Genomic DNA, 24,917 nt, shown 5'->3' with positions numbered 1-24,917 from the left:
CCGGAGGAGACGGAGGGCCCCGTGGAGCTGGACGCTGTCGCCGACGAACTGTACGGACTGCCGCCCGGGGAGTTCACCGCGGCCCGTGACGAGCGGGCCGGGGCGGCGCGCGCCGCGGGGGACCGGGCGCTGGCCGAGCGGATCCGTCGCCTGCGCCGCCCGACGCTCGCGGCGTGGGCGAGCAACCTCCTGGTCCGCGAGCTGCCCGAGGAGACCGACGCCCTCCTCCGGCTGGGCGAGGCGCTGCGCCAGGCCCACCGCGAGCTGGACGGCCGGCAGCTGCGGGAACTGTCGGCCAGGCAGCGGCAGATGATCTCCGCGCTGGCCCGGCAGGCCGGGCAGCTGACCGACCGGGCGGGACAGCGCATCGGCGAGGACGCCCGGCGGGCCGTCGAGCAGACCCTCCACGCGGTGCTGGCCGACCCGCAGGCGGCACGCGCGTGGGCACGGGGCCGGCTGACGAAGCCGCTGGCCGCTCCCGCCGGCTTCCCCGCCGTCGCCCCGGCCGAAGAGACCCGGCAGGCGGAACGGGCCGGACAGCCCCGGCGGGTCGGACGCGCCGCCCCGGCCGAACGGGCCGCCCCGGCCGCGCGCCGGGGCAGGAAGGGTGCCGGTGAGGAGGTCGCCGACCTCGACGCCGCTCGCGCCCGCCGCCGCGAGCAGCAGGAGGCGGCGCGGCGGAGGGCCGCGGAAGCCGAGGACGAGCTGCGCGCCGGCGAGGCCGAGCTGGCCGCGGCCCAGGACGACCAGCGCAGGTCGGAGGACGAGCGGCAGCGGGCGGAGCGGCGGGTGGCCGAGCTGACCCGGCAGCTGGAGGAGGCGGAGAGCGAGCGGCGGCAGGCCGGGAGCGCCGCCAGGCAGGCCCGTGACCGCACACGGAAGGCCGACCAGGCCCTGGGCAGGGCCCGGCGCCGGGCCCAGGACGCCGCGGCGGACGTCCGGGACGCCACCGGCAGCGGAGGACCGGCCCGGCGCACCCGGCATCAGGGCCGGCGCCCGGCCCCTGAGTGACATCGGCCCCGGACCGCCGGGCCGCGCGAAGGCGCCGGCCTCCGGCCACGCGGGCGCGGGCCCGTGAGTCACATCGGCCCCGGAACCACGCGAAGGTCTCGGCCTCCGGCCGGACCGGCCGCGGAAACGCCGGCGTCCGGCCGCGGAGGCACGAAGACGTCGGCCTTCGGTCACGCGGGAACGCCGACGTCCGACCAGGCCGCCGAGGACGTCGGCCCCCGATCACGTCGAGGCGCCGGCCTCCGTCACCCGCAACCGCACGAAGCCGCCTACGCGCAGGACGGGCAGAGCCCCCGGTAGGTGACCTCCACCTGGGAGACCGTGAAGCCGAAGCGTTCCTCCGCGGGGAGGTCACGGAGCGGATCGCCGGCGGGGTGGACGTCGCGGATGGTGCCGCAGCCGGAGCACACGAGGTGCTGGTGCGGCTGGTGGGCGTTGGGGTCGTAGCGCTTGGCGCGGCCGTCGGTGGAGACCTCTATGACCTCACCGAGCAGCACCAGCTCGCCCAGGGTGTTGTAGACGGTCGCCCGGGAGATCTCGGGCAGCCGCTGCGTCGCGCGGGCGTGCACCTCGTCGGCCGTGAGGTGTACGTGGTGGCCGTCGAGGACCTCGGCAACGACACGCCGCTGGGAGGTCATCCGCCAGCCACGCCCTCGCAGTCGCTCCAGCAGGTCACTCATTTCGGTTCACCTATTCAGGTTCGGTGGGATACCCGAAGTTTACTCGTGGACGTCCGGGTTCCGATTCAGATAGGGATTTGGCGGACTTCTTGACCTGGACTCTGTCCATCGTAAGATCGCTTCCGGCGATAGCCAAGGGACAGGAAGACTCCAGCACGGCAGGAGACAGAGACGTGACGGGACCACCGCCGAGGGGTTGCGCGGTGCCGGCCCGGTGGGTGTACGGCCGCCCGCGTCACGCCGTCCGAGAGCGTCCGGGACGGTGACCGTCCCGATGCCGGGGCGCTCGCCCGCGGGGTACGCGACCGCGTGGGCCAGGTCTGTCTGCGCGCCGTGGGGGAGGCACGCCGGGTGTGCACCGCGGCGGGGGCCGTTCGCCGTGCCGAACCGGCCGGCGGTCCGGCCCCGTTCGGGGCCGGGGGTCCGTGCCCCGGCCGTTCCGTCTCCCCATGGGTCTCATTCGCCCCGATTCCCCCGTTTCCCCCATACCCCGCAGCTCCTGAGCAGCGTGACCGCATAGTCCGGAAGGATTCCCCATGTCCGAGAACCACGACGCAATCGTCACAGACGCGAAAACGGAGGGCGGAGGTGGCTGCCCGGTCGCGCACGGGCGGGCCCCGCACCCGACGCAGGGCGGCGGGAACCGCCAGTGGTGGCCGAACCGGCTCAACCTGAAGATCCTCGCCAAGAACCCCCCGGTGGCCAACCCCCTCGGCGCGGAGTTCGACTACGCCGAGGCGTTCAAGTCCCTCGACCTCCCGGCGGTGAAGCGGGACATCGCCGAGGTGCTGACGACCTCGCAGGACTGGTGGCCCGCGGACTTCGGCCACTACGGCCCGTTCATCATCCGGATGGCGTGGCACAGCGCGGGCACGTACCGGATCAGCGACGGCCGCGGTGGCGCCGGCGCGGGGCAGCAGCGCTTCGCGCCCCTCAACAGCTGGCCGGACAACGGCAACCTCGACAAGGCCCGCCGCCTGCTGTGGCCGGTCAAGAAGAAGTACGGCCAGAGCCTGTCGTGGGCCGACCTCCTGATCCTCGCGGGCAACGTCGCCCTGGAGTCGATGGGCTTCGAGACCTTCGGCTTCGCCGGCGGCCGTGAGGACGTCTGGGAGCCCGAGGAGGACGTCTACTGGGGCCCCGAGACCACCTGGCTCGGCGACCAGCGCTACACCGGCGACCGCGAGCTGGAGAACCCCCTCGGCGCCGTCCAGATGGGACTGATCTACGTCAACCCTGAGGGCCCCAACGGCACCCCGGACCCGCTCGCCGCGGCCCGCGACATCCGCGAGACGTTCCGCCGGATGGCGATGAACGACGAGGAGACCGTCGCCCTGATCGCGGGCGGCCACACCTTCGGCAAGACGCACGGCGCCGGCCCGGCGGAGAGCGTCGGCCCCGACCCCGAGGCCGCCCCGATCGAGGAGCAGGGCCTCGGCTGGCGGAACTCGTACGGCACCGGCAAGGGCGCGGACGCCATCACCTCCGGCCTCGAGGTCACCTGGACCGCCACGCCCACCCGGTGGAGCATGGCCTTCTTCGACAACCTCTTCGGCTACGAGTGGGAGCTGACCCAGAGCCCGGCCGGCGCCCACCAGTGGAAGCCGAAGGACGGTGCGGGCGAGGGCACGGTGCCGCACGCCCACGACTCCTCGAAGAAGATCGCCCCGGGCATGCTCACCACGGACCTGGCGCTGCGCTTCGACCCGGTCTACGAGCAGATCTCCCGCCGCTTCCACCAGAACCCCCAGGAGTTCGCGGACGCCTTCGCGCGGGCCTGGTACAAGCTGACGCACCGTGACATGGGCCCGAAGTCGCTGTTCCTCGGCCCGGAGGTCCCGCAGGAGACCCTGCTGTGGCAGGACCCGCTGCCGGAGCCGGAGGGCGAGGCCATCGGCGCCGCGGACGTCGCGGCCCTCAAGGCCAGGATCCTGGACTCGGGCCTGACCGTCGCGCAGCTGGTCTCTACCGCCTGGGCGTCGGCCTCGACGTTCCGCGGCAGCGACAAGCGCGGCGGCGCCAACGGCGCGCGCATTCGCCTGGAGCCGCAGCGCGGGTGGGAGGTCAACGACCCCGACCAGCTCACGGCGGTGCTGGGCGTCCTCGAGAGCATCCAGCGGGAGTTCAACACCGGCGCCAAGAAGGTCTCCCTGGCCGACCTGATCGTGCTCGGCGGCTCCGCGGCCGTCGAGAAGGCCGCCAAGGACGCCGGCTTCGACGTCGAGGTGCCCTTCACGCCGGGCCGCGTGGACGCGACGGAGGAGCACACCGACGCGGAGTCGTTCGCCGCGCTGGAGCCCTCCTGTGACGGGTTCCGCAACTACCTCGGGAAGGGCAGCCGGCTGCCGGCCGAGTACCTGCTGATCGACCGGGCGAACCTGCTGACCCTGAGCGCCCCCGAGATGACGGTCCTCGTCGGCGGTCTGCGCGTCCTGGGCGCGAACCACCAGCAGTCGCCGCTCGGCGTCTTCACGTCGAACCCCGGCACCCTGACGAACGACTTCTTCGTCAACCTGCTCGACCTGGGCACGACGTGGAAGGCGACGTCCGAGGACGCGACCACGTTCGAGGGCCGCGACGCCGCCACCGGCGAGGTCAAGTGGACCGGCAGCCGTGCGGACCTGGTCTTCGGGTCGAACTCCGAGCTGCGGGCGCTCGCGGAGGTCTACGCGAGCGACGACGCGAAGGAGAAGTTCGTGACGGACTTCGTCGCGGCGTGGGACAAGGTGATGAACCTCGACCGGTTCGACCTCGTCTGACCGCGCCGCTCGGCCTCGTCCGAGCACGGCGTCCGGGCGCCGCCCGACCACGTCGTCGGGCGGCGTCCAGCCACGGCGCCGGGCGTCGTCCAAGGACGACGCCCGGCGCCGTGCGCGCATGACACCGCCTCCGGGCCGGCCCGCGCCGGCCGGCCCGGACGTGCCCCCTCCTGTCGGGCGACCGCCCCGAAGGGGCCACTCCCGCGCACGTCTGCGTACTCCCGCGCTCGCGCGTACCCCGGCGCGCTCCTGACGTCCCGTGGCCGATCCCGCCGGCGCCTGTTTGGGGTGGCCGCGAGCGGGCACAGGGGATGCGTTCCGTCCGGTGGCCCGGCCGTATGGCCGGCCCGCCACTCGACGCACTCGTTCGTCAAGGAGGTACCGCGGTGTTGCTCGCCCATCCAGCAGTTCTCCACGACCTCGTCGAGCAATACGTCACGCTGCGCGCGCTGCACGCCGAGAACGGCTCACCGGAGGCGCGTCAGCGGATGGACGACGTCGCCTACACCCTGTGCATCTCCACCGGTACCGGGGACGTCGACGCGGCCATCATCGCCGCGCGGGAGCGCCTGCCCGGCGCGCGGCCGCTCGACGACTCCCTGCTCGCCGGGTGAGACGGCCCTCCGGGACGAGACGGCCCTCCGCCCTCCGGCACGAGACGGTCCTCCGCGTGAAGCGGCTCTCCCTCCCGCACCCGCACCGCTGCCCCCGCCCCGCGCACCGCATGCGCCGTGCGCGGGGCGGGGGCCTGCCGGTGAGTGCCGGGGCACGGCCGGCGTTCCCGTTCAGCGGTTGGGCTCTGCGGCGCTGATGTCCGCCAGTGCGCTGCGCGAGTCCTGCTCGACGGCGAGGTCACCGATGCTGACCACGCCGACCAGCTTGTCGTTCTGGACCACGGGCAGCCGCCGCACGGCGTGCTCGCTCATGGCCCGGACCGCGTCGCCGATGGGGGAGTCGGGCGAGCAGGTCACCAGGTCGCTGCTGCACACCTCCCGGGCGGCCGTCTGCTGCGGGTCGCGCGCGTCGGCCATGACGCGCACCACCAGGTCGCGGTCGGTGATCATACCGCGCAGCCGGTCGTTCTCGGCGACGATCACCTGACCGATGTCCTCCTCACGCATCAACTGTGCGATCTCGGCCGCCGGGGTCTGCGGCGAGACGGACATCGGGTCGGCCGTCATGACTTCGCTGACCTGCTCGGCCATGGTCGGACCTCCTTCGCTGCCGGCGCCGCGGGGCGCCGGCTCTCGACGTTCACGACCAGCACCGAGTACCCAGTGACGTCCGGAAAGTCCCGGAACGGGCAGGGTTTTCATCGGTCCGGCCGCCCCTGCGGCCCCGGCGTCGTCCGGGCCCGGCGCCCGCTGGCCCGCCGGGGCGCCGGGGCGCCCACCGGGCGCCCGCCGGACGGCGGCGCGGGGCGCCGGGCGGCCGAGTGCCCAGGTCGCGCCCGTGCGAAACGGGACCGCCGTGCCGTGCCCGGCGGACGGCGGCGTGCCCACGCCCGTGCCGTGGCGCGGGAGAAGGCGGCCGATGGGGTGGCGCGGTGTGGCAGACGGGCGGGTTCGCCGCCGGCGGCGGTGGTGCCGTGGAGGCGACGGATATCCATCGGGCCGATGGCCGTGAGTACCGCCGCCGAACGGAGTCGTGATGGGGTTCAATCCGCTGGAGCACCGAGGCATTCCGCTGGAGCGGCAGGTGCGGTCGTGGCGTGAGCTGAACGTGGCGCCGATCGATCCGGACCACTGCGATCCGTATACGCGGTGCCGGATCATCACCATGAACGGCATCGAGGTCGAGGCGATCCTCTTCAACCACCACCTCGCCCGGCACTGCCCCGACCTGAACCTCAAACGGCAGCTCGCGCAGGTCCGCTACAGCGAGGCGCAGCAGCAGAAGGCGGTGAACTGGCTGCTGCCCGGTGTCGCCTCGGTGCTGGAGACGACGATCGCGTACGAGCAGGTGGCCGTCGACCTGACGGCGTGGGTGGCGCGGATGGAGCCGGATCCGTACCTGGCGCAGGCCTACCGGTTCGGTGTGCTGGAGGACTTCGACCATCTGTACCGGTACGCGAACCTGTTCGAGATGATCGAGCACCGCAAGGCCGAGTCGATCGTGGACGGCCTCACCGAGGTGATGCCCGGCCGTCCCACGCCCCGGCACCACCGCCACCCGGTGGACAACGTCCGCGAGCCCTACGACCGGCGCGGTGCGAACCCGCTGTCGAAGCTGCACGCGCTGACGATCATGTCGGCCGAGCAGCAGACGATGAACTTCTACATGAACACCGGACCCACCTATGTGGAGCCCATCGCCCGGCAGCTCTACCAGGAGATCGGTCTGATCGAGGAGGAGCACGTCACCCACTACGAGTCCCTGGTCGACCCGGGCGAGACCTGGTGGGAGATGCTCGTCAACCACGAGTACAACGAGTGCTACCTCTACCACTCCTTCATGGAGCAGGAGAGCGACTCCAGGGTCAGGGCCATCTGGGAGCTGCACCTGAACATGGAGCTGGAACACCTGCGCCTGGCGTGCGACCTGCTGCGCAGCAAGGACGGCCGGGAGCCGCAGGAGATCCTGGCCCCCGAACTGCCCAACGTGCTCACCTTCGAGCCGAACAAGGCCTGGCTGCGGGACGTGATCGCCGACGAGCTGGACCTGACCACGCTGGGCACGGGCTACGTCCGGGAGGCCCACGAGCGGTTCCAGCAGATGCAGGACGCCCTGATGGGCGGGCAGACCGCACCGAGCGACCAGGTCATCGACATGCACCGGGACATGCTCGGCCGCGAGTACCGGATGGAGACCGAGGGCCCTCATCCGGTGGCCGCCCTGCGCGAGCGCTGACCTGACGCCCGTACCCCTCCCACGGCACCGCGAGCAAGCGAGGCACCATGACCGGAACAGCCACTCCCGACGTCGACGCGGGACTGGGGATGCCCTCTCCCGACGAGGACGTCGTGGCCCTGCTGATGGCCCAGCACGGCGAGATCCGCAACCTCTTCGACGCGGTCGAGCACAGTGCCGGCGACGAGCGCCGCGCCGCCTTCCGGGAGCTGGTGCGGATGCTGGCCGTGCACGAGACCGCCGAGGAGGAGGTGGTCCACCCCTACGCACGGCGCTCCGTGGAGGGCGGCCCCGAGATCGTCGCCGAGCGTCTGGAGGAGGAGCGGAAGGCGAAGGAACTCCTCGCCCGCCTCGACGGCATGGACCCCTCGGACGAGCAGTTCATGCCGCTGCTGCTGGACCTGCGCACCGCCGTGACGGAGCACGCCCGCGCCGAGGAGCGCTACGAGTTCGCGCAGCTGCGCCGCATCCACGACCGGCAGGCCCTGGCGACCATGGCGCAGGCCGTCAAGGCGGCCGAGGCCACCGCTCCCACCCGGCCCCACCCGGGTGTGGAGAGCGGAGCGAAGAACGTCGCCGTCGGCCCCCTCGCCGCCATCGCCGACCGCGCCCGTGACGCGATCCGCAGGGCCACCGGCAGGGGCCGCTGACCCGGAAGGACGGCGGCCGGGACCCGCGTCCGAGCGGGGACCGCGGCCGGTCACGAGCCGCAGCAGCCGCCTGGGGCAGCCGGCTCGGTGGCCGCCTCGGCGGCCGCCGCGGGAGGCTCCCCCGCGGCCGCCACCGCGGCCGGGGCGCCGAGCGGGACGAGCCGGGGCGCCGGGGCGCAGCAGCCGCCGTCCGCGGGCTGCCCGGCCCCCGGGTCGTCGAACAGGCCCGAGCCTCCGCACACGCCGGTCTCCGGCAGGGTGAGCTCGACGCGGTCGGCGGAGGCGAGGTCGCCGGCGATCGCGGCGGCGACGGAGCGGACCTGCTCGTGTCCGGTCATGGCCAGGAAGGTCGGCGCACGGCCGTAGGACTTCATGCCGACGAGGTAGATCCCCTGCTCGGGGTGGGCCAGCTCGCGGTGGCCGTGCGGCGGGACGGTGCCGCAGGAGTGCTGGTTGGGGTCGATCAGCGGGGCCAGGGCGGCGGGTGCCTGGAGGCGCTCGTCGAGGCCGAGGCGGAGCTCGGACAGGAACGACAGGTCCGGGCGGAAGCCGGCCAGCACGATCACCTCGTCGACCGCGCCGAGGCGGCGGCCGTCCTCGGCGACCAGGACGAGCCGGCCGTCCGCGTCCCGCTCGACGGCCTCGGTGCGGAAGCCGGTGACCGCTTCCGCGCGGCCGTCCGCGACGGCGGCCCGGGCCGCGAGGCCCAGCGCGCCGCGGGCGGGCAGCTGGTCCGCGGTGCCGCCGCCGAAGGTGGCCTCGGAGATGCCCCGGCGCAGGATCCACACCGCCTGCGTGCCGGCGCCGTCCCGCGCCTCGGCGAGGTCGGCGAGGTGGGCCAGCGCGGTGAAGGCGGAGGCGCCCGAGCCGAGCACCGCGGTGCGCTTCCCGGCGAAGCGGGAGCGGACGGCCGGGTCCCTGAGGTCCGGGACGCGGTAGGTGACCCGGTCCGCGGCGGCGCGCTCGCCGAGCGCCGGCAGGCCGTTGCCGCCGGCCGGGGCCGGCGTGCCCCAGGTGCCGGAGGCGTCGATGACCGCGCGGGCGAGGATCCGCTCCTCGTGGCCGCCGGCGTACGCGACGTGGACGACGAAGGGCTGCTGCTCCCGGCCGGCGTCCACGACCCGGTCCCGTCCGCGGCGCGAGACGCCGGTGACGGTGGCACCGAGGCGCACGCGCGCACCGAGGACGTCGGCGAGCGGCCGGAGGTAGCGCGCGACCCAGTCCCCGCCGGACGGGTGGACCGCCGGGTCGGGCCTGGTCCAGCCGGTCGGGGCGAGGAGCTTCTCGGCGGCCGGGTCGACGACCTCTGCCCAGGGTGAGAAGAGCTTCACGTGTGACCAGGCGCGCACCGCGGCGCCGGCGGCCGGGCCCGCCTCCAGGACCAGCGGCTCGATGCCGCGGTCGACCAGGTGGGCGGCGGCGGCCAGGCCGACGGGCCCGGCCCCGACCACGACGACGGGCAGCTCGGTGGTGGCGGGCGGGTGCGGGGCGACTCCCACGGTGACTCCTAGCTTGTTTCGACATCTGTCGATGGCCTTGTGTCTGCCAGCATGGCACCTGCTTTGATGAGCGTCAACATAGACATTCATCGAATTATCGAACTGCCGGCCGTCAGTGCAGACGGTCATCGACTGATGTGCGGGCGGGCGTCGAGGCGGGGCCGGCGGGGGCGGGGCGTGCGCCTTCCTGGGGATGTGTGCCCTGCTGGGGCCCGCACCTGGTTCGACATATGTCAACATAGATGCATGTCGAACATCTCCGGCGCGAACGTGCTGCCGCTGCTCCAGCCCGCCGACGGCCCGTCCGTGGTGCCGTGCTGCCCACCGCTGACCGAGCGCCCGATGACCGCGGAGGAGGCCGAGACGGCCGCGCGGATGTTCAAGGCGCTCGGCGATCCGGTCCGGCTGCGGCTGTTCTCCCTGGTGGCCTCGCACGAGGGCGGGGAGGCGTGCGTGTGCGACATCTCCGACGTCGGCGTCTCCCAGCCGACGGTCTCCCACCACCTGAAGAAGCTGAAGGAGGCCGGGCTGCTGAGCTCCGAGCGGCGCGGGACGTGGGTGTACTACCGCGTGGAGCCGTCCGTGCTCGCCGCCATGGGCCGGCTGCTGACCACCGCGCCCACGGCGGCCTGACGCCGCCCCGCGGCGGCCCGCTCACCGCAACGGGCGCTCCGCGGCGGCCCGCTCACCGCAACGGGCGCTCCGCGGCGGCCCGCTCACCGCAACGGGCGCCCCGCGGCGACCCGCTCACCGGAGCGCGCCCGCGGCCCGTTGCCACGCCCTCTCGCGCAGCAGGCGCAGGCCGTTGAGGCCCACGACGACGGTGGAGCCCTCGTGGCCGAGGACGCCCAGCGGCAGCGGAAGGTGTCCCACCAGGTCCCAGACGACCAGGACGGAGAGGAACGCCGAGGCGATCACCAGGTTCTGCACGACCAGCCCCCGCGCCCGGCGGGAGAGGGCGACCACGGCGGGGACGGCGGCCAGTTCGTCGCGGACGACGACCCCGTCCGCGGTCTGCAGGGCCAGGTCGGAGCCGGCGCGGCCCATGGCGACACCGCTGTGCGCGGCGGCCAGCGCCGGGGCGTCGTTGACCCCGTCGCCGAGCACCAGCACCCTGCGGCCGCCGCGCTGCAGGGCGTGGACCCGATCGGCCTTGTCCTGCGGCAGGAGCCCCGCGTGCACGTCCTCCTCGGCGATCCGGGCCTCGGCGGCCAGCCGGGCGGCGGCGCGCGGGTTGTCGCCGGTCAGCAGCAGCGGGCGGGAGCCCGTCAGCGCGGCCAGCGACGTGACCGCGGCGGCGGCGTCGGGCCGCAGCCGGTCGTCGACGCCCAGCACGCCCACCGGCACCCCGTCGCGCGCGACGAGCACGGCCGTGCGCCCCTCGTCCTCCAGCTCCGCGGCCACCCGCAGGGCCGCACGGCTCCCGGCGTCCCCGCGCCCGGCCGCCAGCCGCGCCGGCGCGCCCACCGCGAGGGCGTGCCCGGCCGCGGTGGCGGTCACGCCCACGCCTGGGGTGGCGGCGAAGTCCTCGGCGGCCGGCGGCTCCAGGGCGCGCTCGCGGGCCGCGGCCACGATCGCGCGGGCCAGCGGGTGCTCGCTGGGGTGCTCGGCGGCGGCCGCCAGCGCCAGCAGCCCGTCCTCGTCCAGGCCGCTGCCGGGCAGCGGGCGGACGCCGGTGACGCGCGGGGTGCCCTCGGTCAGCGTGCCGGTCTTGTCCAGCGCGACGGCGTCGACCCGGCCCAGGCGCTCCATCACCACGGCGGACTTCACCAGCACCCCGTGGCGTCCGGCGTTGGCGATCGCGGACAGCAGCGGCGGCATGGTGGCCAGCACCACCGCGCACGGCGAGGCGACGATCATGAACGTCATCGCCCGCAGCAGCGAGTCGGCGAGCCCCGCGCCGAGGGCCGGCGGCACCGCGAACACCGCGAGCGTGGCGGCGACCATGCCGAGGCTGTACCGCTGCTCGACCTTCTCGATGAACAGCTGGGTCGGGGCCTTGGTCCGCGATGCCTCCTCGACCATGGCGACGATGCGCGCGAGCACCGAGTCCGACGGATCGCGTGTCACCTTCACCCGCAGGGCACCGGTGCCGTTCAGGGTGCCGGAGAACACCTCGTCGCCCGGCTGCTTGGCGGCGGGCAGCGGCTCGCCGGTGATGGTGGCCTGGTCCACCTCGCTCACGCCGTCCAGCACGCGGCCGTCCGCGCCGACCCGCTCCCCGGGCCGGATCAGGATCACCTCGCCCACCCGCAGCTCCCCGGCGGGCACCGTCTCCTCGTCACCGGCGTCGCCGAGGCGGGTGGCCGTGGCGGGCGCGAGGTCCAGCAGGCCGCGCACCGAGTCCCGGGTGCGGGCGGTCGCCAGCGCCTCCAGCGCCCCGGAGACGGCGAAGATGACGATCAGCAGCGCCCCGTCCATCACCTGCCCGATCGACGCCGCGCCCAGGGCCGCGACGATCATCAGCAGGTCCACGTCCAGGGACTTCTCCCGCAGCGCCCGCAGGCCGGCCAGGGCGGGCTCCCAGCCGCCGGCGGCATAGGCGAGCGCGAACAGCGGGCCCCACGCCCACACCGGGGCTCCCAGCAGATACGGCGGCAGGGCGGGCAGGAACAGCAGCAGGGCGGCGAGCGCCCAGCGGGCCTCGGGCAGCGCCAAGGCCCGCAGCGGAGCCGGCGCCCGGCGCCGCGCGGATCCCGTGGCCTCCCGCTGCGCCGGGGTGCCGAGTGCGGTGGTGGACATGCGGAGCCTCTCTCACGCGGGCATCAGAGCGACCCGACCACTATAGGGGAATGAGTGAACAGTAATTCACGCATTCTCGGTAGACTGGTGTCATGGGCCATGGAACGACGACCGGCAGCAGCGTGCGCGAACGTCTGGACGTGGTCGGCGCGGACAGGGTCGCCACCACCCTCCAGGCCCTGGCGACCCCGTCACGGTTGCTGATCCTGGCCAGGCTGCACGAGGGGCCGTGCGCGGCCACCGAACTCGCCGACGCGGTCGGCATGGAGCGCTCCGCCTGCTCCCACCAGTTGCGGCTGCTGAAGAACCTCGGCCTGGTCACCGCGGAACGCCGCGGCCGCTCGATCGTCTACTCCCTCTACGACAAGCACGTCGCCGACCTCATCGACCAGGCCCTCGGCCACATCGAGCACCTGAGCTCCGGCCTGATCGACGATCCCGAGTCCCCCGCGGCCACCCCGGCCCCCTGACCGCCGCGAGGTCCGCGTCGCCGAGTGGGAGGCCGGGCGGACGGCGCGAACTGATCACCCGTCAGGCGTGCGTTCGGTGTGTCCGGCGCCTTCGCGATGGCCGACGAGCGTGCGAGGACCGGTCACAAGTGCGGGTCCACCAAGATCGAAACCACTCTTTCGGGTGAATAAACGATCTGAAGTGGAGTGATGACGCCGAGTGAGAAAATATGACGGCGTCAAAGCCGTGGCGATCGCGCTGTTCCCGGCGGCGGCGCTCACGGCCCCATGCCAGGAGGGGTTTTCCCATTTTGCACAACTCGCACAGTCTCCGCTCCCGCGTGCCCGCGTTCCGGGCCTCCGCCATCGGCGCCGCGGTGGCCCTCGCCGCGGGAACGCTCGCCCTCGGGCCGGCGTCGCTCGCGAGCGCGACGCCCGCCGCGGGCCAGGGTACGGGTACGGCCGACGCGGTCGTCCTGAAGACCGGCCTCGGCGTCTCGCTGGTGAACAAGACGGCGGAGCTTCCCCTGCAGGTGTCCCTCGACGAGGTGCACGCCCCGGCCGACGCGGCCAAGTCGCTGCTGACCGCCAAGCTCGACGGCGTCGACAGCGGCCGGCCCTTCAGCGTCCTGCGCGCCGACGTGGCCACCTCGAAGGCCACCGCGGACAAGACCAAGTCCGAGGGCTACGCGAACGTCGCGAAGGCGACCGTCCACGTCCCGGGCCTGCTCGGCCTGCTGAAGGTCGACGAGGTCACCTCCAAGGCGACCTGCGCCGTGGGCGAGGCGCCCACCGCGAGCACCAACTTCGTCGGTGACGTCACCGTCCTCGGCAAGAAGGTCTCGGTGCGCGCCGGCGGCACCAGCAAGGTGAACGTCTCCGGTGTCGGCGAGGTCAGCCTGGAGCTCGCCAAGACGGTCAAGACGTCCAGCACGGCCGCGTCGACCGCTCTGGAGCTGAAGATCGACGTCAACCCGGGCAAGCTCAACGTCGCCCAGGTCACCGGTGACATCACGCTGGCCAAGGCGAGCTGCGAGACGCCGGGCGGCGGCGACGGCGGCACGTCGGGCGGCGCGTCGTCCGGCGGTGGCGACAACGGCGGCCAGGCCAACGGCGGCTCGTCGAGCGGCGGTTCGTCCACGGGCGGCGCGTCGAACGGCGGGACGACCGGCGGCGACACCTCGGGCGCCACGTCCGGCAACGGCGGCGGCACCGAGCCTCAGAGCGGCTCCGGTCACGACCTGGCCGAGACCGGCGGCAGCTCCGCCACCCCGTACATCGCCGGCGCCGCGGCCGTCCTGGTCGTCGCGGGCGGCGGCGCCGTCTACCTGAGCCGGCGCAAGAAGGCGCAGGCGTGACGCGCCGGCGCGGCGCACAGGCGTGAGACACCGGCGGGACACGTGGGTGTGGCGCCCGGGTGTGACGCACCGGTGTGACGCGCGGGTGTAGCGCACCGGTGTGACGCGCGGGTGTGACGCACCGGTGTGACGCGCAGGTGTGGCGCACGGGCTTAACGGCCCCAGGTGTGGCGCACGGGCGCGGCGCCCGGGTACGCAGTGCGGCCGAGAGTCGCTGCCGTGGGTGCCGGCCGCTGAGGCGGTCGGCACCCACTCGCGTGTCCGGCCCCGGGTCCCGGTGCCGCGCCAGGGCGAGGAGAAGCAGGGCGGGTTGCTTAAAACTTTGACCAAATCCTGCGCACGAGCCTCTCCCGTCCCGCCTCTCGTGATCAGGTCTTCCCGAATGACCCGACGCTGTACTCACCTTCGGGGAGGGAACACTTGTCAGCATCGAGACAGGGAAGACGGTGGCTCGCGGTCTGCGCCGTCGCCGCCTCGGGTGTGCTGGCGGCCGTGCCCGCGGTCGCCGCGCCCGGCGGCAAGGCGAGTCCGTTCGGCGCACGCGAGATGAAGGCGCAGGCCCACGAGCGGGCGTCCTCCGCCGACCGGCTCAGCGCCGACGTGGACGGCGACGATGACGACGGCAACGAGTCCGAGGAGATCGCCGAGGGCGCCGCGCAGTACGCCGAGGCCCGCACGGCCCCCGGTGTGGTCGCGCCCGGCGCCTTCGGGGCCGCCTGGCAGAGCCTTACGGACCTGCCGAGCGCCGGCGGCACCTGGAAGAACATCACGAACCTGCCGTACGACTCGGACGACCCCCGCTACCGCGACACCGACTCCAACTCCGGTGGCGGCTCCGGCCTGGTGACCGGCCGTATGGCGGCGATGGCCGCCGACGACGACGGCTATGTGTACGCGGGCAGCGCGGGCGGCGGCGTCTGGCGGTCGAGCACCGGCGGTGGGCACTGGACGCCCATCAGCGACACGCTGCCCACCCAGTCCACCGGCGCCCTGGCGCTCGACGGGGCGGGCCGGCTGTGGCTCGGCACCGGCGAGGCGACCACCAACGCGGACGCCTATCTCGGCAGCGGCGTCTATGTGCTGTCCGACCCGCACCGCGGGGCGTTCTCGCCGCGCACCCGGGTCGGCGGGGACGAGCTGGAGAGCACCACCATCCACGAGCTGCGGTTCGGCGCCGGCAAGGTGTGGGCGGCCACCAGCGAGGGCGTGTGGAGCCACTCCACCAGGGACCTGTCGGGCCACTGGAAGCTGGAGTACGCCCCCAACCCCGACTACCTGCCCGGCCACCCGAAGGCGAACGAGCCCGAGGCCGCGTACAAGAACATCACTAACGACATCGCCGTCGACCCCAAGGACCCCGGCAGGGTCCTGCTCGCGGTCGGCTGGCGCAGCGGTGACGACTACAACGGTTTCTACGCCAAGAAGGACGGCACCTGGCAGAAGGTGACGACCGGCCTCGGCGCGCTGCCCTCGGACCCGGACCAGATCGGCGAGGTCACCTTCGCCCCTTCCGCCGACGGCTCGCGCTACTACGCGATCGACCAGTCGCCCGAGGAACTGGAGGCCAACCCGGACAGCTCGCTGGAGGGCGTCTACGTCTCCAAGTCCGGCTCCCCCTTCGGCCCCTGGACGAAGATCGCCACCTACAAGCAGTTCGCCGCCTCGGGATCCGCGCTGACGGAACCGGGCTACATGCCGGGCGTGCAGGCCTGGTACAACCAGTTCCTCGCCGTGGACCCGGCGGACGCCGACCATGTGTACGCCGGCCTCGAAGAGGTGTACGAGAGCAAGGACGGCGGCGCCAAGTGGTCCACCGTCGGCCCGTACTGGAACTTCGACTTCCCCTGCTGGAGCATCGACCCGAGCAAGCAGACCGGTGACTGCCACCCGACCACCCACTCCGACCAGCACGGTGTGGCGATCGGGCGCTACCACGGCAAGACGTACGTGTACGTCGGCAACGACGGCGGCGTCTACAAGCGCCCCGTGGCCGGCTCCCAGGACGCCGACGGGCACGCCACCGACTGGACGTCGCTGAACGACGGCACCATCGACACCCTCCAGTACTACTCGGTGGGGGTCGGCAAGGACCTCGACAACGGCGGGGTCTCGGTCACCGGCGGCCTCCAGGACAACGGCCAGTCGGAGCTGCGCGGCAACGACACCGTGATGGGCTCCAACTTCGGCGGCGACGGCACCACGACGATCACGGATCCCGCCAACGGCTGCAACATCGCCCAGGCGTACGTCTACCTCCAGATCCAGGTCACCCAGAACTGCGCCGTCAACGACGGCTCCTGGGTGGACGACCCGAGCAAGGCCACCTCGTACTCCGTCGCCCCGCCGGACAACGAGACCGGTGAGGCCCGCTTCGTCGCGCCGATGTCGGCCGACATCAAGGACGGCTCGACGTGGGTCGCGGGCGGCCGGCACGTGTGGGTGCAGACCCACGGCTACGCCATCCGCAGCGGCGACGAGTGGACCGACGCGTTCGACCTCGGCGAGGGCCACACCGCCACCGCGGTCGCGGCCTCCGGCGGCAAGGTGTACGCCGCGTGGTGCGGTCCCTGCGACAGCCAGGGCTTCGCGCGCGGCATCGCGGTCGGCAACGCGGACGGCACCGGCTGGCACCAGATCGGCCTGCCGGCCGACGCCACCGTGCCCAACCGCTACCTGAGCGGCTTCGCCATCGACCCCGGGAACGCCGATCACGTCTACCTCACCGTGGGCGGCTTCTCGCGGCAGTGGACGGAGGGCCCTGGCGCCGGCGTCGGCCACGTCTTCGAGTCCACCGACGCAGGCACCACCTGGAAGGACATCTCCGGCAACTTCCCGGACGTGCCCGCGGACTCCGCGGTCGTCACGCCGGACGGCGGCCTGGCGGTCGCCACGGACCTCGGCGTCGTGTACCGCGCCGCGCACTCCGCCACCTGGAAGCGGGTCGGCACGCTGCCGGCGGTGGCCGTGCTCCAGCTTCAGACCGGCCCCGACGGCAAGCTGTACGCGGCCACGCACGGCCGCGGCATCTACACCGTGCGCCTCGGCGACCTGCGGTGACGCGGACGGCCTGAGCCGACACGGCCCGTGCCCGGCGCCCCGCCCTTGGGCGGGGCCGCCGGGCACGGGCCGTTCCCGGAAGGCAACGACCGGTTTGCGGACGCGGTGGACGTCATCGTGTATCTCCTGGCCGGCGGACTCGGCTGGGCGGTCACCCCGGCCATCGCACTGGCGGTCTTCCTCCTCCTGCCTCTCTTCTACGTCGCCACCAGCGAAGGCATCCCCCGCCCTCACCGGCGCACGCCGAGACGGTGACTGCGGCCCGTCCTGCACGCTCCCGATACGTACTTCGCCGTCCAGACATGAGAACCGGAGACTTAGTGTGTGCGGAGGGAAGAGGCAGCCGGAATTCCGGCGAAGTTGCGGAAGTCGGGCGGGACGCTAGCATCAGTTCCAGACATCACCGGTCGACTCGCAGACCGCGCCCCAGAGCCTCTCATCCCGCCGGAGGCCCGGTTCATGCCCTCCACCGGCCCGCCCAGGGCGACCACACCTTCGGTGATCCTCCGCAACAGCCTCCTGGAGTTCGTCCTGGCCTTAGGGGGCTTCTGATGGATCTCCGTGGCGTCGCGACGCCCGGCACGCTCCCCCACGCTCGGCTGCTCCCCCACGCTCGAACGGGCTCGCGCGGGGGCACCCCCACGCGCGGGGGCACCCCCACTCGCCGCACCGGGCACAAGCCCACGTACGCCCAGTACGAGGACGTGCACCCGGCACTCCCCCAAGCTCTTCGAGCAGGGGGCACCCCCAGAGCACGCACTGGGGGCACCTCCCACGCCTTTGAGGCAGTGGGGGAGCCGCTCCTTCTCCCACGGAGATCCATCAGAAGCCCCCTAGTCCTGCTCTTCGGCGTGACCACGATCGTGCGATGGGTGGTGGGTCCCTCGCCCATCTCCGCGGCGATTCCGCTCCTGGGAACGCAACTGTTCATCGTCGGCGCGGGAGTCGGGGTACTGCTCTCAGGACTGATCCTCAGCCCGGCCGGCCGGGCCTCCGGAGGTCACGTCAACCCTGCCATCACCCTCACCATGTGGCGCTTCCGGGTCTTCCCCGGGGGTGTCCGTGGTGCCGTACATCGTGGCCCAACTGGTCGGGTCGCTGCTCGGCGTGCTGGTTGCCCGCGGTGTGTGGGGCGCCGTGGTAGACAGCCCTCCCGTGAGCGACGCCGCGTTGCGCCCCGGTTCCGGTTGGACGGGTCTTGCCCTCTTCCCGGCGGAGGCGGCCACCATGGCCGTCATCGTGCTGCTCGTCGGCTGGTTCCTGTCGGTGCCGAAACTGGCTCCCTTCGTACCCGGCCTGGTCGGATTGCTCGTCGGCCTGGCCATCGCCCTGCTGGGCACGATCACCGGAGGCTGCGCCAACCCGGCCCGGCAGTTCGGTCCGGCGCTTGTCTCGGGCCGGCTGGAATTCCTCTGGGTCTACCTGGTCGCCCCGATGGTCGGCGCATTTGTGGCAGCCGCCCTGCGCGGGCTCGTCGCCGGGCGCCGGGTCCTCACCCACCGGCTCTGCGGGACCCATGCGGACAAGTCACCGCTGCGATGAGCGTCGGCGTCGGCGGACGGCCGGCGGAGCGGACCGGCCCGGGAGTGAGAAGTGCGGTTGCCGGGCCGGTCGTGGTCACCGGCGGTGTGTGGTGGTTCCGCGGGGTGGACGCCCGCGGTGTGTCACCGCGGGTACGGGGCCGCCCCGCGGTGTGCCGTCAGGTGGTGCGGTAGGCGTTGAGGATGGTCTGGGTGAGGGTGGCTCCCCGCCGTCCGTCACCCGGGCGCGGAGCGACACCGTGCCGCCCTCGGCCGGGTTGGCGACGCTGATCCGGCCGTCGGTGACGGGCGCCTCGGACCAGGTGCCGCCGCCGTCCGTGGACACCCAGACGGCCGGTGACCCGGCGCCGTCCCCGCCCTCCACGCCGACCGGTATCCGCACCGTCCGGCCCGCCGGGGACGCGCTGTCCAGGGTGAGCTTCGGGGCGAAGCGCACGGAGGCCGAGGCCAGGGGGAGCGGCTCACCGCCGGAGACGGACGCGGAGGTGAACGTGTACGAGGACGTGACCTCGGTGCTCACCGCCGTGGCCGTGGAGCCGCGGTCGAGCGTGGTCACCAGCTCGTAGCCGGACTCGTCCGGTGGCACCGTGAACCGGGCGCCGTTCAGGTACCCGTCGTACGCGGCGTACTCCTCGCCGTCGCGGTAGAGGGTGGTGTGAGCGGTCTCGGAGATGACGTTGCCCAGGTGACCGGCGCCGTCCCGCACCCGCAGGCCCTTGCCGTAGAGGGTGTCACCCTGCCGGAACACCCCCTCGCCCGCGCCGGTCCTGGGACCGAACACGGGTGTGCTGAACCTCTCCTCGTACGTCCTGCCCGACTCGACGTCCCGCCCCGGGGACCAGAAGGCCGCCACGGTGGAGTCGCGGCCCTCCAGGAACTCCTGACTCCACGCGCCGGCCGCCGCCTGCACGTACACCTCCCGGGTCGCGGGCAGGTCCAGCGGGAGGTCGGCGAGCACCGCGGACTGGTACGGGGAGGGCGTGACCAGGAAGCCCACCTGGTCCGGCACGGACGTGCCCAGGCGTGTGGTGATGCGGGCCAGGCCGCTCCTCGGCACCCGCTCGTCGAGCCCGGAGAAGAGCGCGCCCTCCTGGCTGCGTGCCAGGTGGTACTCGGTGTCGCCGGCGACCGACACGGACGTCACGGTGCTGTGCAACGCCAGCCCCGCGGGCACGGAACCGAGTTGTGCGGTGCGCAGTCCCCCGGGCAGGCGTCCCACGTACCACTCGGCGCCCCAGCCGACCCCCGTGCTCTCGTCGGTCATCCCGTACGCGAGGTCGGTGCTGAGGGTCTCGGCCCGTTCGTCGGGGACCGGTCAGGCTGAACGGCTTCGCCTCCCCGGCGTCGAAGACCACCGTGGTGTCCTTCGTCATCGCCACCTCCGGCTGGAGGAAGGCGTCCATGGTGTCCGTGCCGGTCCGGGAGTTGGTCGTGAGGGTGGCCTGCACGGTGTAGTCGCCCCTGGGCACCCGGACGGTGAGCGCGCCGTCCGGCGACGTGCTGATGAGCTGTACGTACCGGCCCGTCTGCTGGTCGAACACATAGCCGAGCCAGCCGACCTTGGGGTTCCCCTCGCGGTCGAGCGTCTTGACGGTGAGTTCGTACTCCTCCTCCTCGCGTACCACGGAGCCGGCGGTGCGGACCGTCTGGCCGCCGCCCGTCGCGGTGAAGGCGGCGGCGTAGGCGCCGCGGTCCCCGCCCGCGCTGCCGACGTCGGCCGTGGCGTGCACGGTCGCGGTGCCCCCGGCGGGGACGGTGACCTCGTCGGCGTCGAGGGTGAACATGCCGTCCGGGGCCGCGTTCCCCTGCGGGCCCGTACCGGTCACCGACAGGCCCAGTGTGACGTCCGCGGTGCCGAGGTTGCGGTACGTCAGCTCCCTGACCACCGGAGACTCGTCGTCCCCGACCGCGAACCGCCCGAAGGCCAGCGACGGCGTCTCGGCGATCACGGTCTGGGCGAGCGCGTGCCCAGAGGACGGCCCGCGAAGTAAACGGATCGAACACGTCCAGTCGCCGGCCGCCGAGCACCGCCGCCGAGCCGTCCACTCGCCGGCCGCCGCCGACCGCCGTCCCGTCACCCCCACCGCCGTCCGTCCGGTCACCGCCCACCGCCGTCCGTCCGGTCACCGCTCACCGCCGTCCGTCCGTCCGCCCACCGCCGCCGCGCCGTTCGGGTGGACGCCCGCGCGTGGACAGTGCGGTCGGCCGCGCGGGGCGGAAGATGGTCCTCATGGCGGTCCGGGGCAGCCCCGACGCCGGCACCGCGCCCGGCGTGCCGTCCGGGCGGGGCGTGCGGGCCGGCCGACGGTGCCGCCCCCCGGTCGGGTCACCAGGGTGAGGACGAGGAGTTCGACATGCCCGGAGCAGACGCCGAGGTGCCGGTCCTGATCGTCGGAGGCGGGCCGGTCGGGCTCACCGCCCGGGCGCTCCTGGAGCGCTGGGGCGTGCGGTCCCTGCTGGTCGAGCGGCACACCGAGTTGTCCCCCTTCCCCCGGGCCCGGCTGGTCAATGTGCGCTCGATGGAGATCTACCGGCAGCTCGGGATCGCCGACGGGATCACGGCCGGCGCGTTCCCGCCGGAGTACGGCCGCATCCGCTTCCGCGACACCCTGCGGGACCGCGACTTCGCCACGGCGGCGATGGTCGGGGTCAACGCACCGGTGCCCGAGAGCCCCATGCTCGGCGTGGCCACCTCGCAGGACCGGCTGGAACCCATCCTGCTCGGCGCGGCGGACGCGCAGGTGCGCTTCGGGGTCGAACTCGTCGGCTTGGCCGAGGAGGACGAGGCCGTCGTGGCCGTCCTCGCCGACCGCCGAAGTGGTGCGCGGAGTCGCGTCCGTGCCCGCCGCGTACTCGCCGCCGACGGGGCGAACTCCACCGTCCGGCAGCTGCTGGGGGTCGGCACGGCCGGCCCCGGGGCGATGGCGGGCTTCACCACCGTCGTGTTCGACGCCGATCTCAGCCGCTGGTGCGCCGACCGGCCCGCCGGGGTCTACTTCACCGCGCACGGACTGTTCGCCCCGCTCTACCCCGAAGGGGGCTGGGCCTGGTTCGTACCCACCCCCGAGGGCGCCGCGGGCGCCGACTGGCCCGGCCTCGTCTCGCGTGCCCTCGGCCCGGGCGTCGGCGTGCACGTCGATGTGCTGCGGGTGCAGCACTGGGTGATGAACGCGTTCGTCGCCGAACGGTTCGGCCACGGCCGGATCCTGCTGGCCGGCGACGCGGCGCACGCGATCCCCATCGTCGGCGGCCTGGGCATGAACGCCGGCATCGCCGATGTCCACAACCTCTGCTGGAAAGTGGCGGGTGTCCTCCAGGGGTGGGCCGGACCGGGCCTGCTGGACACCTATGAGACGGAACGGCACCCGGTCGCCCACCGGACCCTCCGCCAGGCGGTGACCAACACCGAGCTCATGCTCGACGTCCAGAACCGGCGGCGTGCCCAGCTCCGGACCGGCGAAGCCGTGCGGGACCGGATCGAACTGCCCTGGTCGGACCGGTACTTCGCACAACTCGGTCTCGTGCTCGGCGTCGCCTACCGCTCCGCAGCCGTCCGCAGCGGCGACGGCACCCCGCCCGAGCCGTCCGACGGGGGCACGGACTACGTCCCCACCGCGGAGCCGGGCCACCGCATGCCCCACCTCCGGCTCGCCCGCCGCCGCTCCACGCTCGATACCTTCGGCGAGTGGTTCACCCTGCTCACCCCCGACCCCGCCCGCTGGGAGCGACAGGCCACCGGGGCCTGGCCGCTGCACATCGAGACGCTTCCCGACGAACACCTCGGCCTCTGCGGCCTCGGCCCGCACGGCGCACTGCTCGTCCGGCCCGACGGCCACATCGGCGCCCGCTGGCGCGAGGGCCCGCCCGGCGCCGCCGCCCTCCCCGACGCCCTCGCCGCGATCACCCGCCCGCCCCCGGACCCCACCGGCCGCCGGCCGGACGCCGGCGCCCGGTAGCGTGCCGGACGGCGCGGTGCGGCTCGGCGGCGGGCCGGGCGGGCGCGGGGGCGGCCGGGCGGGCGCGGGGGCGGAGCCGCTCGGGCCCCGCAACCTGCCGGCGTGGGGCACCGCGCCACGTGCACCGGGGCGGCGGGAGGTCAGAGCGTGCCGAAGGCGGTGAGGACGTGTTCGGCGCGGGCGATCTCCTCGGTGAGGGGGTGGTCCTCGGCGATCATCGGGATTGCCTCGCCGGCGATGCGGAAGGCCTCGGCGACGGCGGCGCCGCGGAGTTCGGCGCCGCCCATCCTGAGGGCGCGGACGGCGCCGATGAGTTCGCAGGCGAGCACCGTGCGGTAGGCGTCGACGGCGGCCGTGGTGCTGCGTGCCGCCTGGGTGGAGAAGCTGGCGTGGTCTTCGAGGCCGCGCGAGATGACGGCCGTGCCCAGCGTCACCGGCGCGGCGGCGTGGCGGAGCTGGCTGAGGGCGTCATGGGCGACGTATTCGAGGATCATGATGCCGGAGCTGCCCGACGGGCCCTTCGCGAGGAACGGGCTGAGGCCGGTGAGGTCGGGTTCGACGAGGTCGCCCAGGCGTGCCGCGGAGAGTTCCGCGACGTGGTGCAGCGCGGCCCGCAGGTGGTCGAGGGCGAGCGCCAGGTAGGCGGTGGAGAAGTGGCCGTGGTGGTAGGCGTCCTTGGTCTCGATGTCGATGAACGGGTTCTCCGCGGCCGCGTTGAGGTCGATGGTGAGGATGCCCTCCAGCGTGTCCACGGCGTCCAGCGCGGGGCCCTGGACCTGGGGGAAGGCGCGTAGCCCGAACGGGTCCTGGAGCCGGCTGCCGGGTGCGGGCTCCCCGTCGCCCCACAGGATACGGCGCATCTCGGCGGCACACCGCAGGGCGCCGGGGTGGGGGCGCTGGGCGTGGACGCGTTCGGAGAGGGCCTCGGGCGAGCCGTGCAGCGCGCAGTAGGACAGGGCGGCCACCGCATGGCTGGCGTAGAGGAGTTCGCGCAGGTCGTGCCAGGCGAGGACGGCTTCGGCGAGGGTCGCGGCGTTGCTGGAGATGAACGCCAGGGCGTCCCCGGGGCTGATGGGCACCGGCTCCACCGAGCCGACCTCCCAGGGGTGGTGTCCCGCGAGGGTGAGGGCGATGTCGGCGAGCGCGGTGAGGTCGCCGGTGCCGATGGCCCCGCGGGTGTGCATGCGGGGGACCGCGCCGACCCGGAGTGCGGTCTCCAGGGCGCGCAGCAGGCGGGGGTGGACGCCGCTGCCGCCGGCGGCGAGTTGGTTGAGCCGGATGAGGAGGGTGGAGCGCACGAGACCGGCGGGGGCGGCCGGCCCGGTGCCTCCCGCGTGGCTGCGCAGCAGGCGCAGGCCGTGCTGGTCGGCCGCGTCGGGGTCGACGACATGGTGCCGGTTGGCGCCGACGCCCGTGGTGCGGCCGTACACGGCTCGTTTGGCGCCGATGTCCGCGGCGACGGCGTACGCCTCGTGGGCGCGCCGGAGCGCCGCCGGATCGAGTCGCGCCGAGGCGCTGAACCGGGCCACGCAGACGACGTCCCGGCAGCTCAGCCGGCGGCCGTCCACGTGGACGTGGCTGCTGTCGGTCATCTCCCTCCCCTTGACAGCCATCTATTCACTTCTGAGGCTGCATGAAACACGTCATTCAGCCGGGTCGCAAGGGGTCCGGAGAAGACCGGAGAAGAGGGGACCGGTCGCGTCCAGGGCCCCCGGCGTACGGATCCTCCGTGTCGGTGATCGCGCCGGCCGCGCTGCTTCCCCGCGCCCCTGCGGGGCGCGGCCCACGCGAGGCAGGCCTGCGGGGTGCGGGGCTGTGCGTGGGGGGCTGACTTTATGTGGCGGAGGCGTCCAGGGAGGCGGCCAGGCCTCGCAGGGCGCGCTGGAGAGCCGTTGCCTGCTCCGGGGTCAGGCCGGCCGCCGCGTGGATCCGTGCGGGGACGTCCTTCGCCCTCTCCCGCAGCTCCCTGCCCTGGGGCGTCGGGCGGACGATGACGGAGCGTTCGTCGGCGAGGCTGCGGGTCCGGGACAGCAGGCCCGCGGACTCCATGCGCTTCAGCAGCGGGGAGAGCGTGCCCGAGTCGAGCCGGAGGAGTTGCGATATGCGCTTGACCGGCAGCTCCTCGTGCTCCCACAGGGTGATCATCACCAGGTACTGGGGGTAGGTCAGCCCGGTGTCGCGCAGCACTCTCCGGTACACGTCTCCGAAGGCCCGGGAGGCGTTCTGCAGGTCGAAACAGAGGTGGAGGTCGAGGCGGAGCAGGTCGTCCTCCGCCTCGACCTCTTCAGGTGTGGTGCGTGAACCGTCGGACATGGATTCAGCGTACTACTGAATTGTGCGCAATCTTCTTGCCCGTGTAGCGCCC

At 73.6% G+C, this 24,917-nt stretch carries 19 protein-coding genes; 12 read left to right on the top strand and 7 right to left on the bottom strand.

What is annotated here, in order from left to right:
* Positions 1–21 precede the first annotated feature (21 nt).
* The gene (locus tag ACSMXW_RS12145) at positions 22–1,011 is read left to right on the top strand and encodes a hypothetical protein (RefSeq protein WP_485806035.1); all 990 of its coding nucleotides are present in this window, start codon (positions 22–24) and stop codon (positions 1,009–1,011) included.
* 269 nt (positions 1,012–1,280) lie between these two features.
* Here the strand turns inward: ACSMXW_RS12145 and ACSMXW_RS12140 are convergent, their stop codons facing one another.
* Positions 1,281–1,691 carry a Fur family transcriptional regulator gene (locus ACSMXW_RS12140; protein WP_485806033.1) on the bottom strand — a complete coding sequence of 137 codons (411 nt, stop codon included), beginning with the start codon at positions 1,689–1,691 and terminating at the stop codon, positions 1,281–1,283.
* A gap of 536 nt (positions 1,692–2,227) precedes the next feature.
* Between ACSMXW_RS12140 and katG the strand changes: the two genes are divergently transcribed.
* Together katG and ACSMXW_RS12130 are read left to right on the top strand one after the other, a co-directional pair.
* Positions 2,228–4,450, top strand: coding sequence for a catalase/peroxidase HPI (gene katG / locus ACSMXW_RS12135; protein ID WP_485806031.1), 2,223 nt, complete (start codon positions 2,228–2,230; stop codon positions 4,448–4,450).
* A gap of 386 nt (positions 4,451–4,836) precedes the next feature.
* Positions 4,837–5,064, top strand: coding sequence for a DUF5133 domain-containing protein (locus tag ACSMXW_RS12130; RefSeq protein ID WP_485806029.1), 228 nt, complete (start codon positions 4,837–4,839; stop codon positions 5,062–5,064).
* A gap of 171 nt (positions 5,065–5,235) precedes the next feature.
* Here the strand turns inward: ACSMXW_RS12130 and ACSMXW_RS12125 are convergent, their stop codons facing one another.
* Positions 5,236–5,655, bottom strand: a complete 420-nt coding sequence (locus tag ACSMXW_RS12125; protein WP_485806027.1) for a CBS domain-containing protein — start codon at positions 5,653–5,655, stop codon at positions 5,236–5,238.
* A gap of 445 nt (positions 5,656–6,100) precedes the next feature.
* On the opposite strand from ACSMXW_RS12125, the gene ACSMXW_RS12120 reads away from it, so the two are divergent.
* Positions 6,101–7,300, top strand: coding sequence for a hypothetical protein (locus ACSMXW_RS12120; protein ID WP_485806025.1), 1,200 nt, complete (start codon positions 6,101–6,103; stop codon positions 7,298–7,300).
* A gap of 47 nt (positions 7,301–7,347) precedes the next feature.
* Entirely contained in the window at positions 7,348–7,950 is a 603-nt protein-coding gene (locus ACSMXW_RS12115; protein WP_485806023.1) for a hemerythrin domain-containing protein, read from the top strand.
* 50 nt (positions 7,951–8,000) lie between these two features.
* On the opposite strand, the gene ACSMXW_RS12110 is transcribed toward ACSMXW_RS12115, so the two are convergent.
* On the bottom strand, positions 8,001–9,449 hold the full coding sequence (locus ACSMXW_RS12110) for an NAD(P)-binding domain-containing protein (protein WP_485806021.1): 1,449 nt from the start codon (positions 9,447–9,449) through the stop codon (positions 8,001–8,003).
* Positions 9,450–9,704: 255 nt separating this feature from the next.
* On the opposite strand from ACSMXW_RS12110, the gene ACSMXW_RS12105 reads away from it, so the two are divergent.
* Positions 9,705–10,082 (top strand): ArsR/SmtB family transcription factor, encoded by a 378-nt coding sequence (locus ACSMXW_RS12105; protein ID WP_485807972.1) that lies wholly within the window; start codon positions 9,705–9,707, stop codon positions 10,080–10,082.
* 114 nt (positions 10,083–10,196) lie between these two features.
* Here ACSMXW_RS12105 and ACSMXW_RS12100 read toward each other — a convergent pair whose 3' ends face one another.
* The gene (locus tag ACSMXW_RS12100) at positions 10,197–12,191 is read right to left on the bottom strand and encodes a heavy metal translocating P-type ATPase (protein ID WP_485806019.1); all 1,995 of its coding nucleotides are present in this window, start codon (positions 12,189–12,191) and stop codon (positions 10,197–10,199) included.
* A 92-nt stretch (positions 12,192–12,283) separates the two neighbouring features.
* On the opposite strand from ACSMXW_RS12100, the gene ACSMXW_RS12095 reads away from it, so the two are divergent.
* From ACSMXW_RS12095 to ACSMXW_RS12075, 5 genes are all read left to right on the top strand, one after another.
* Positions 12,284–12,661, top strand: a complete 378-nt coding sequence (locus ACSMXW_RS12095; RefSeq protein WP_485806017.1) for an ArsR/SmtB family transcription factor — start codon at positions 12,284–12,286, stop codon at positions 12,659–12,661.
* A gap of 320 nt (positions 12,662–12,981) precedes the next feature.
* Positions 12,982–13,998, top strand: coding sequence for an SCO1860 family LAETG-anchored protein (locus ACSMXW_RS12090; RefSeq protein ID WP_485806015.1), 1,017 nt, complete (start codon positions 12,982–12,984; stop codon positions 13,996–13,998).
* Between the two features lie 420 nt (positions 13,999–14,418).
* Complete coding sequence (locus ACSMXW_RS12085; RefSeq protein WP_485806013.1) at positions 14,419–17,055, top strand: beta propeller repeat protein; 2,637 nt, start codon at positions 14,419–14,421, stop codon at positions 17,053–17,055.
* A 105-nt stretch (positions 17,056–17,160) separates the two neighbouring features.
* Positions 17,161–17,310 (top strand): hypothetical protein, encoded by a 150-nt coding sequence (locus ACSMXW_RS12080; protein ID WP_485806011.1) that lies wholly within the window; start codon positions 17,161–17,163, stop codon positions 17,308–17,310.
* A gap of 810 nt (positions 17,311–18,120) precedes the next feature.
* Positions 18,121–18,597, top strand: a complete 477-nt coding sequence (locus ACSMXW_RS12075) for an aquaporin (protein WP_485806009.1) — start codon at positions 18,121–18,123, stop codon at positions 18,595–18,597.
* A 75-nt stretch (positions 18,598–18,672) separates the two neighbouring features.
* On the opposite strand, the gene ACSMXW_RS12070 is transcribed toward ACSMXW_RS12075, so the two are convergent.
* Positions 18,673–19,860 (bottom strand): hypothetical protein, encoded by a 1,188-nt coding sequence (locus ACSMXW_RS12070; RefSeq protein ID WP_485806007.1) that lies wholly within the window; start codon positions 19,858–19,860, stop codon positions 18,673–18,675.
* Positions 19,861–20,950: 1,090 nt separating this feature from the next.
* On the opposite strand from ACSMXW_RS12070, the gene ACSMXW_RS12065 reads away from it, so the two are divergent.
* A complete protein-coding gene (locus ACSMXW_RS12065; protein ID WP_485806005.1) occupies positions 20,951–22,552 on the top strand; it encodes an FAD-dependent monooxygenase in 1,602 nt (533 codons plus the stop codon).
* A gap of 140 nt (positions 22,553–22,692) precedes the next feature.
* Here the strand turns inward: ACSMXW_RS12065 and ACSMXW_RS12060 are convergent, their stop codons facing one another.
* Complete coding sequence (locus ACSMXW_RS12060) at positions 22,693–24,144, bottom strand: aromatic amino acid ammonia-lyase (protein WP_485806003.1); 1,452 nt, start codon at positions 24,142–24,144, stop codon at positions 22,693–22,695.
* 241 nt (positions 24,145–24,385) lie between these two features.
* A complete protein-coding gene (locus tag ACSMXW_RS12055; RefSeq protein ID WP_485806001.1) occupies positions 24,386–24,865 on the bottom strand; it encodes a MarR family winged helix-turn-helix transcriptional regulator in 480 nt (159 codons plus the stop codon).
* Between the last annotated feature and the right edge of the window lie 52 nt (positions 24,866–24,917).

Source organism: Streptomyces sp. DSM 116793, from assembly GCF_057320905.1.
This window is presented reverse-complemented; position numbering and strand designations above follow the sequence as displayed.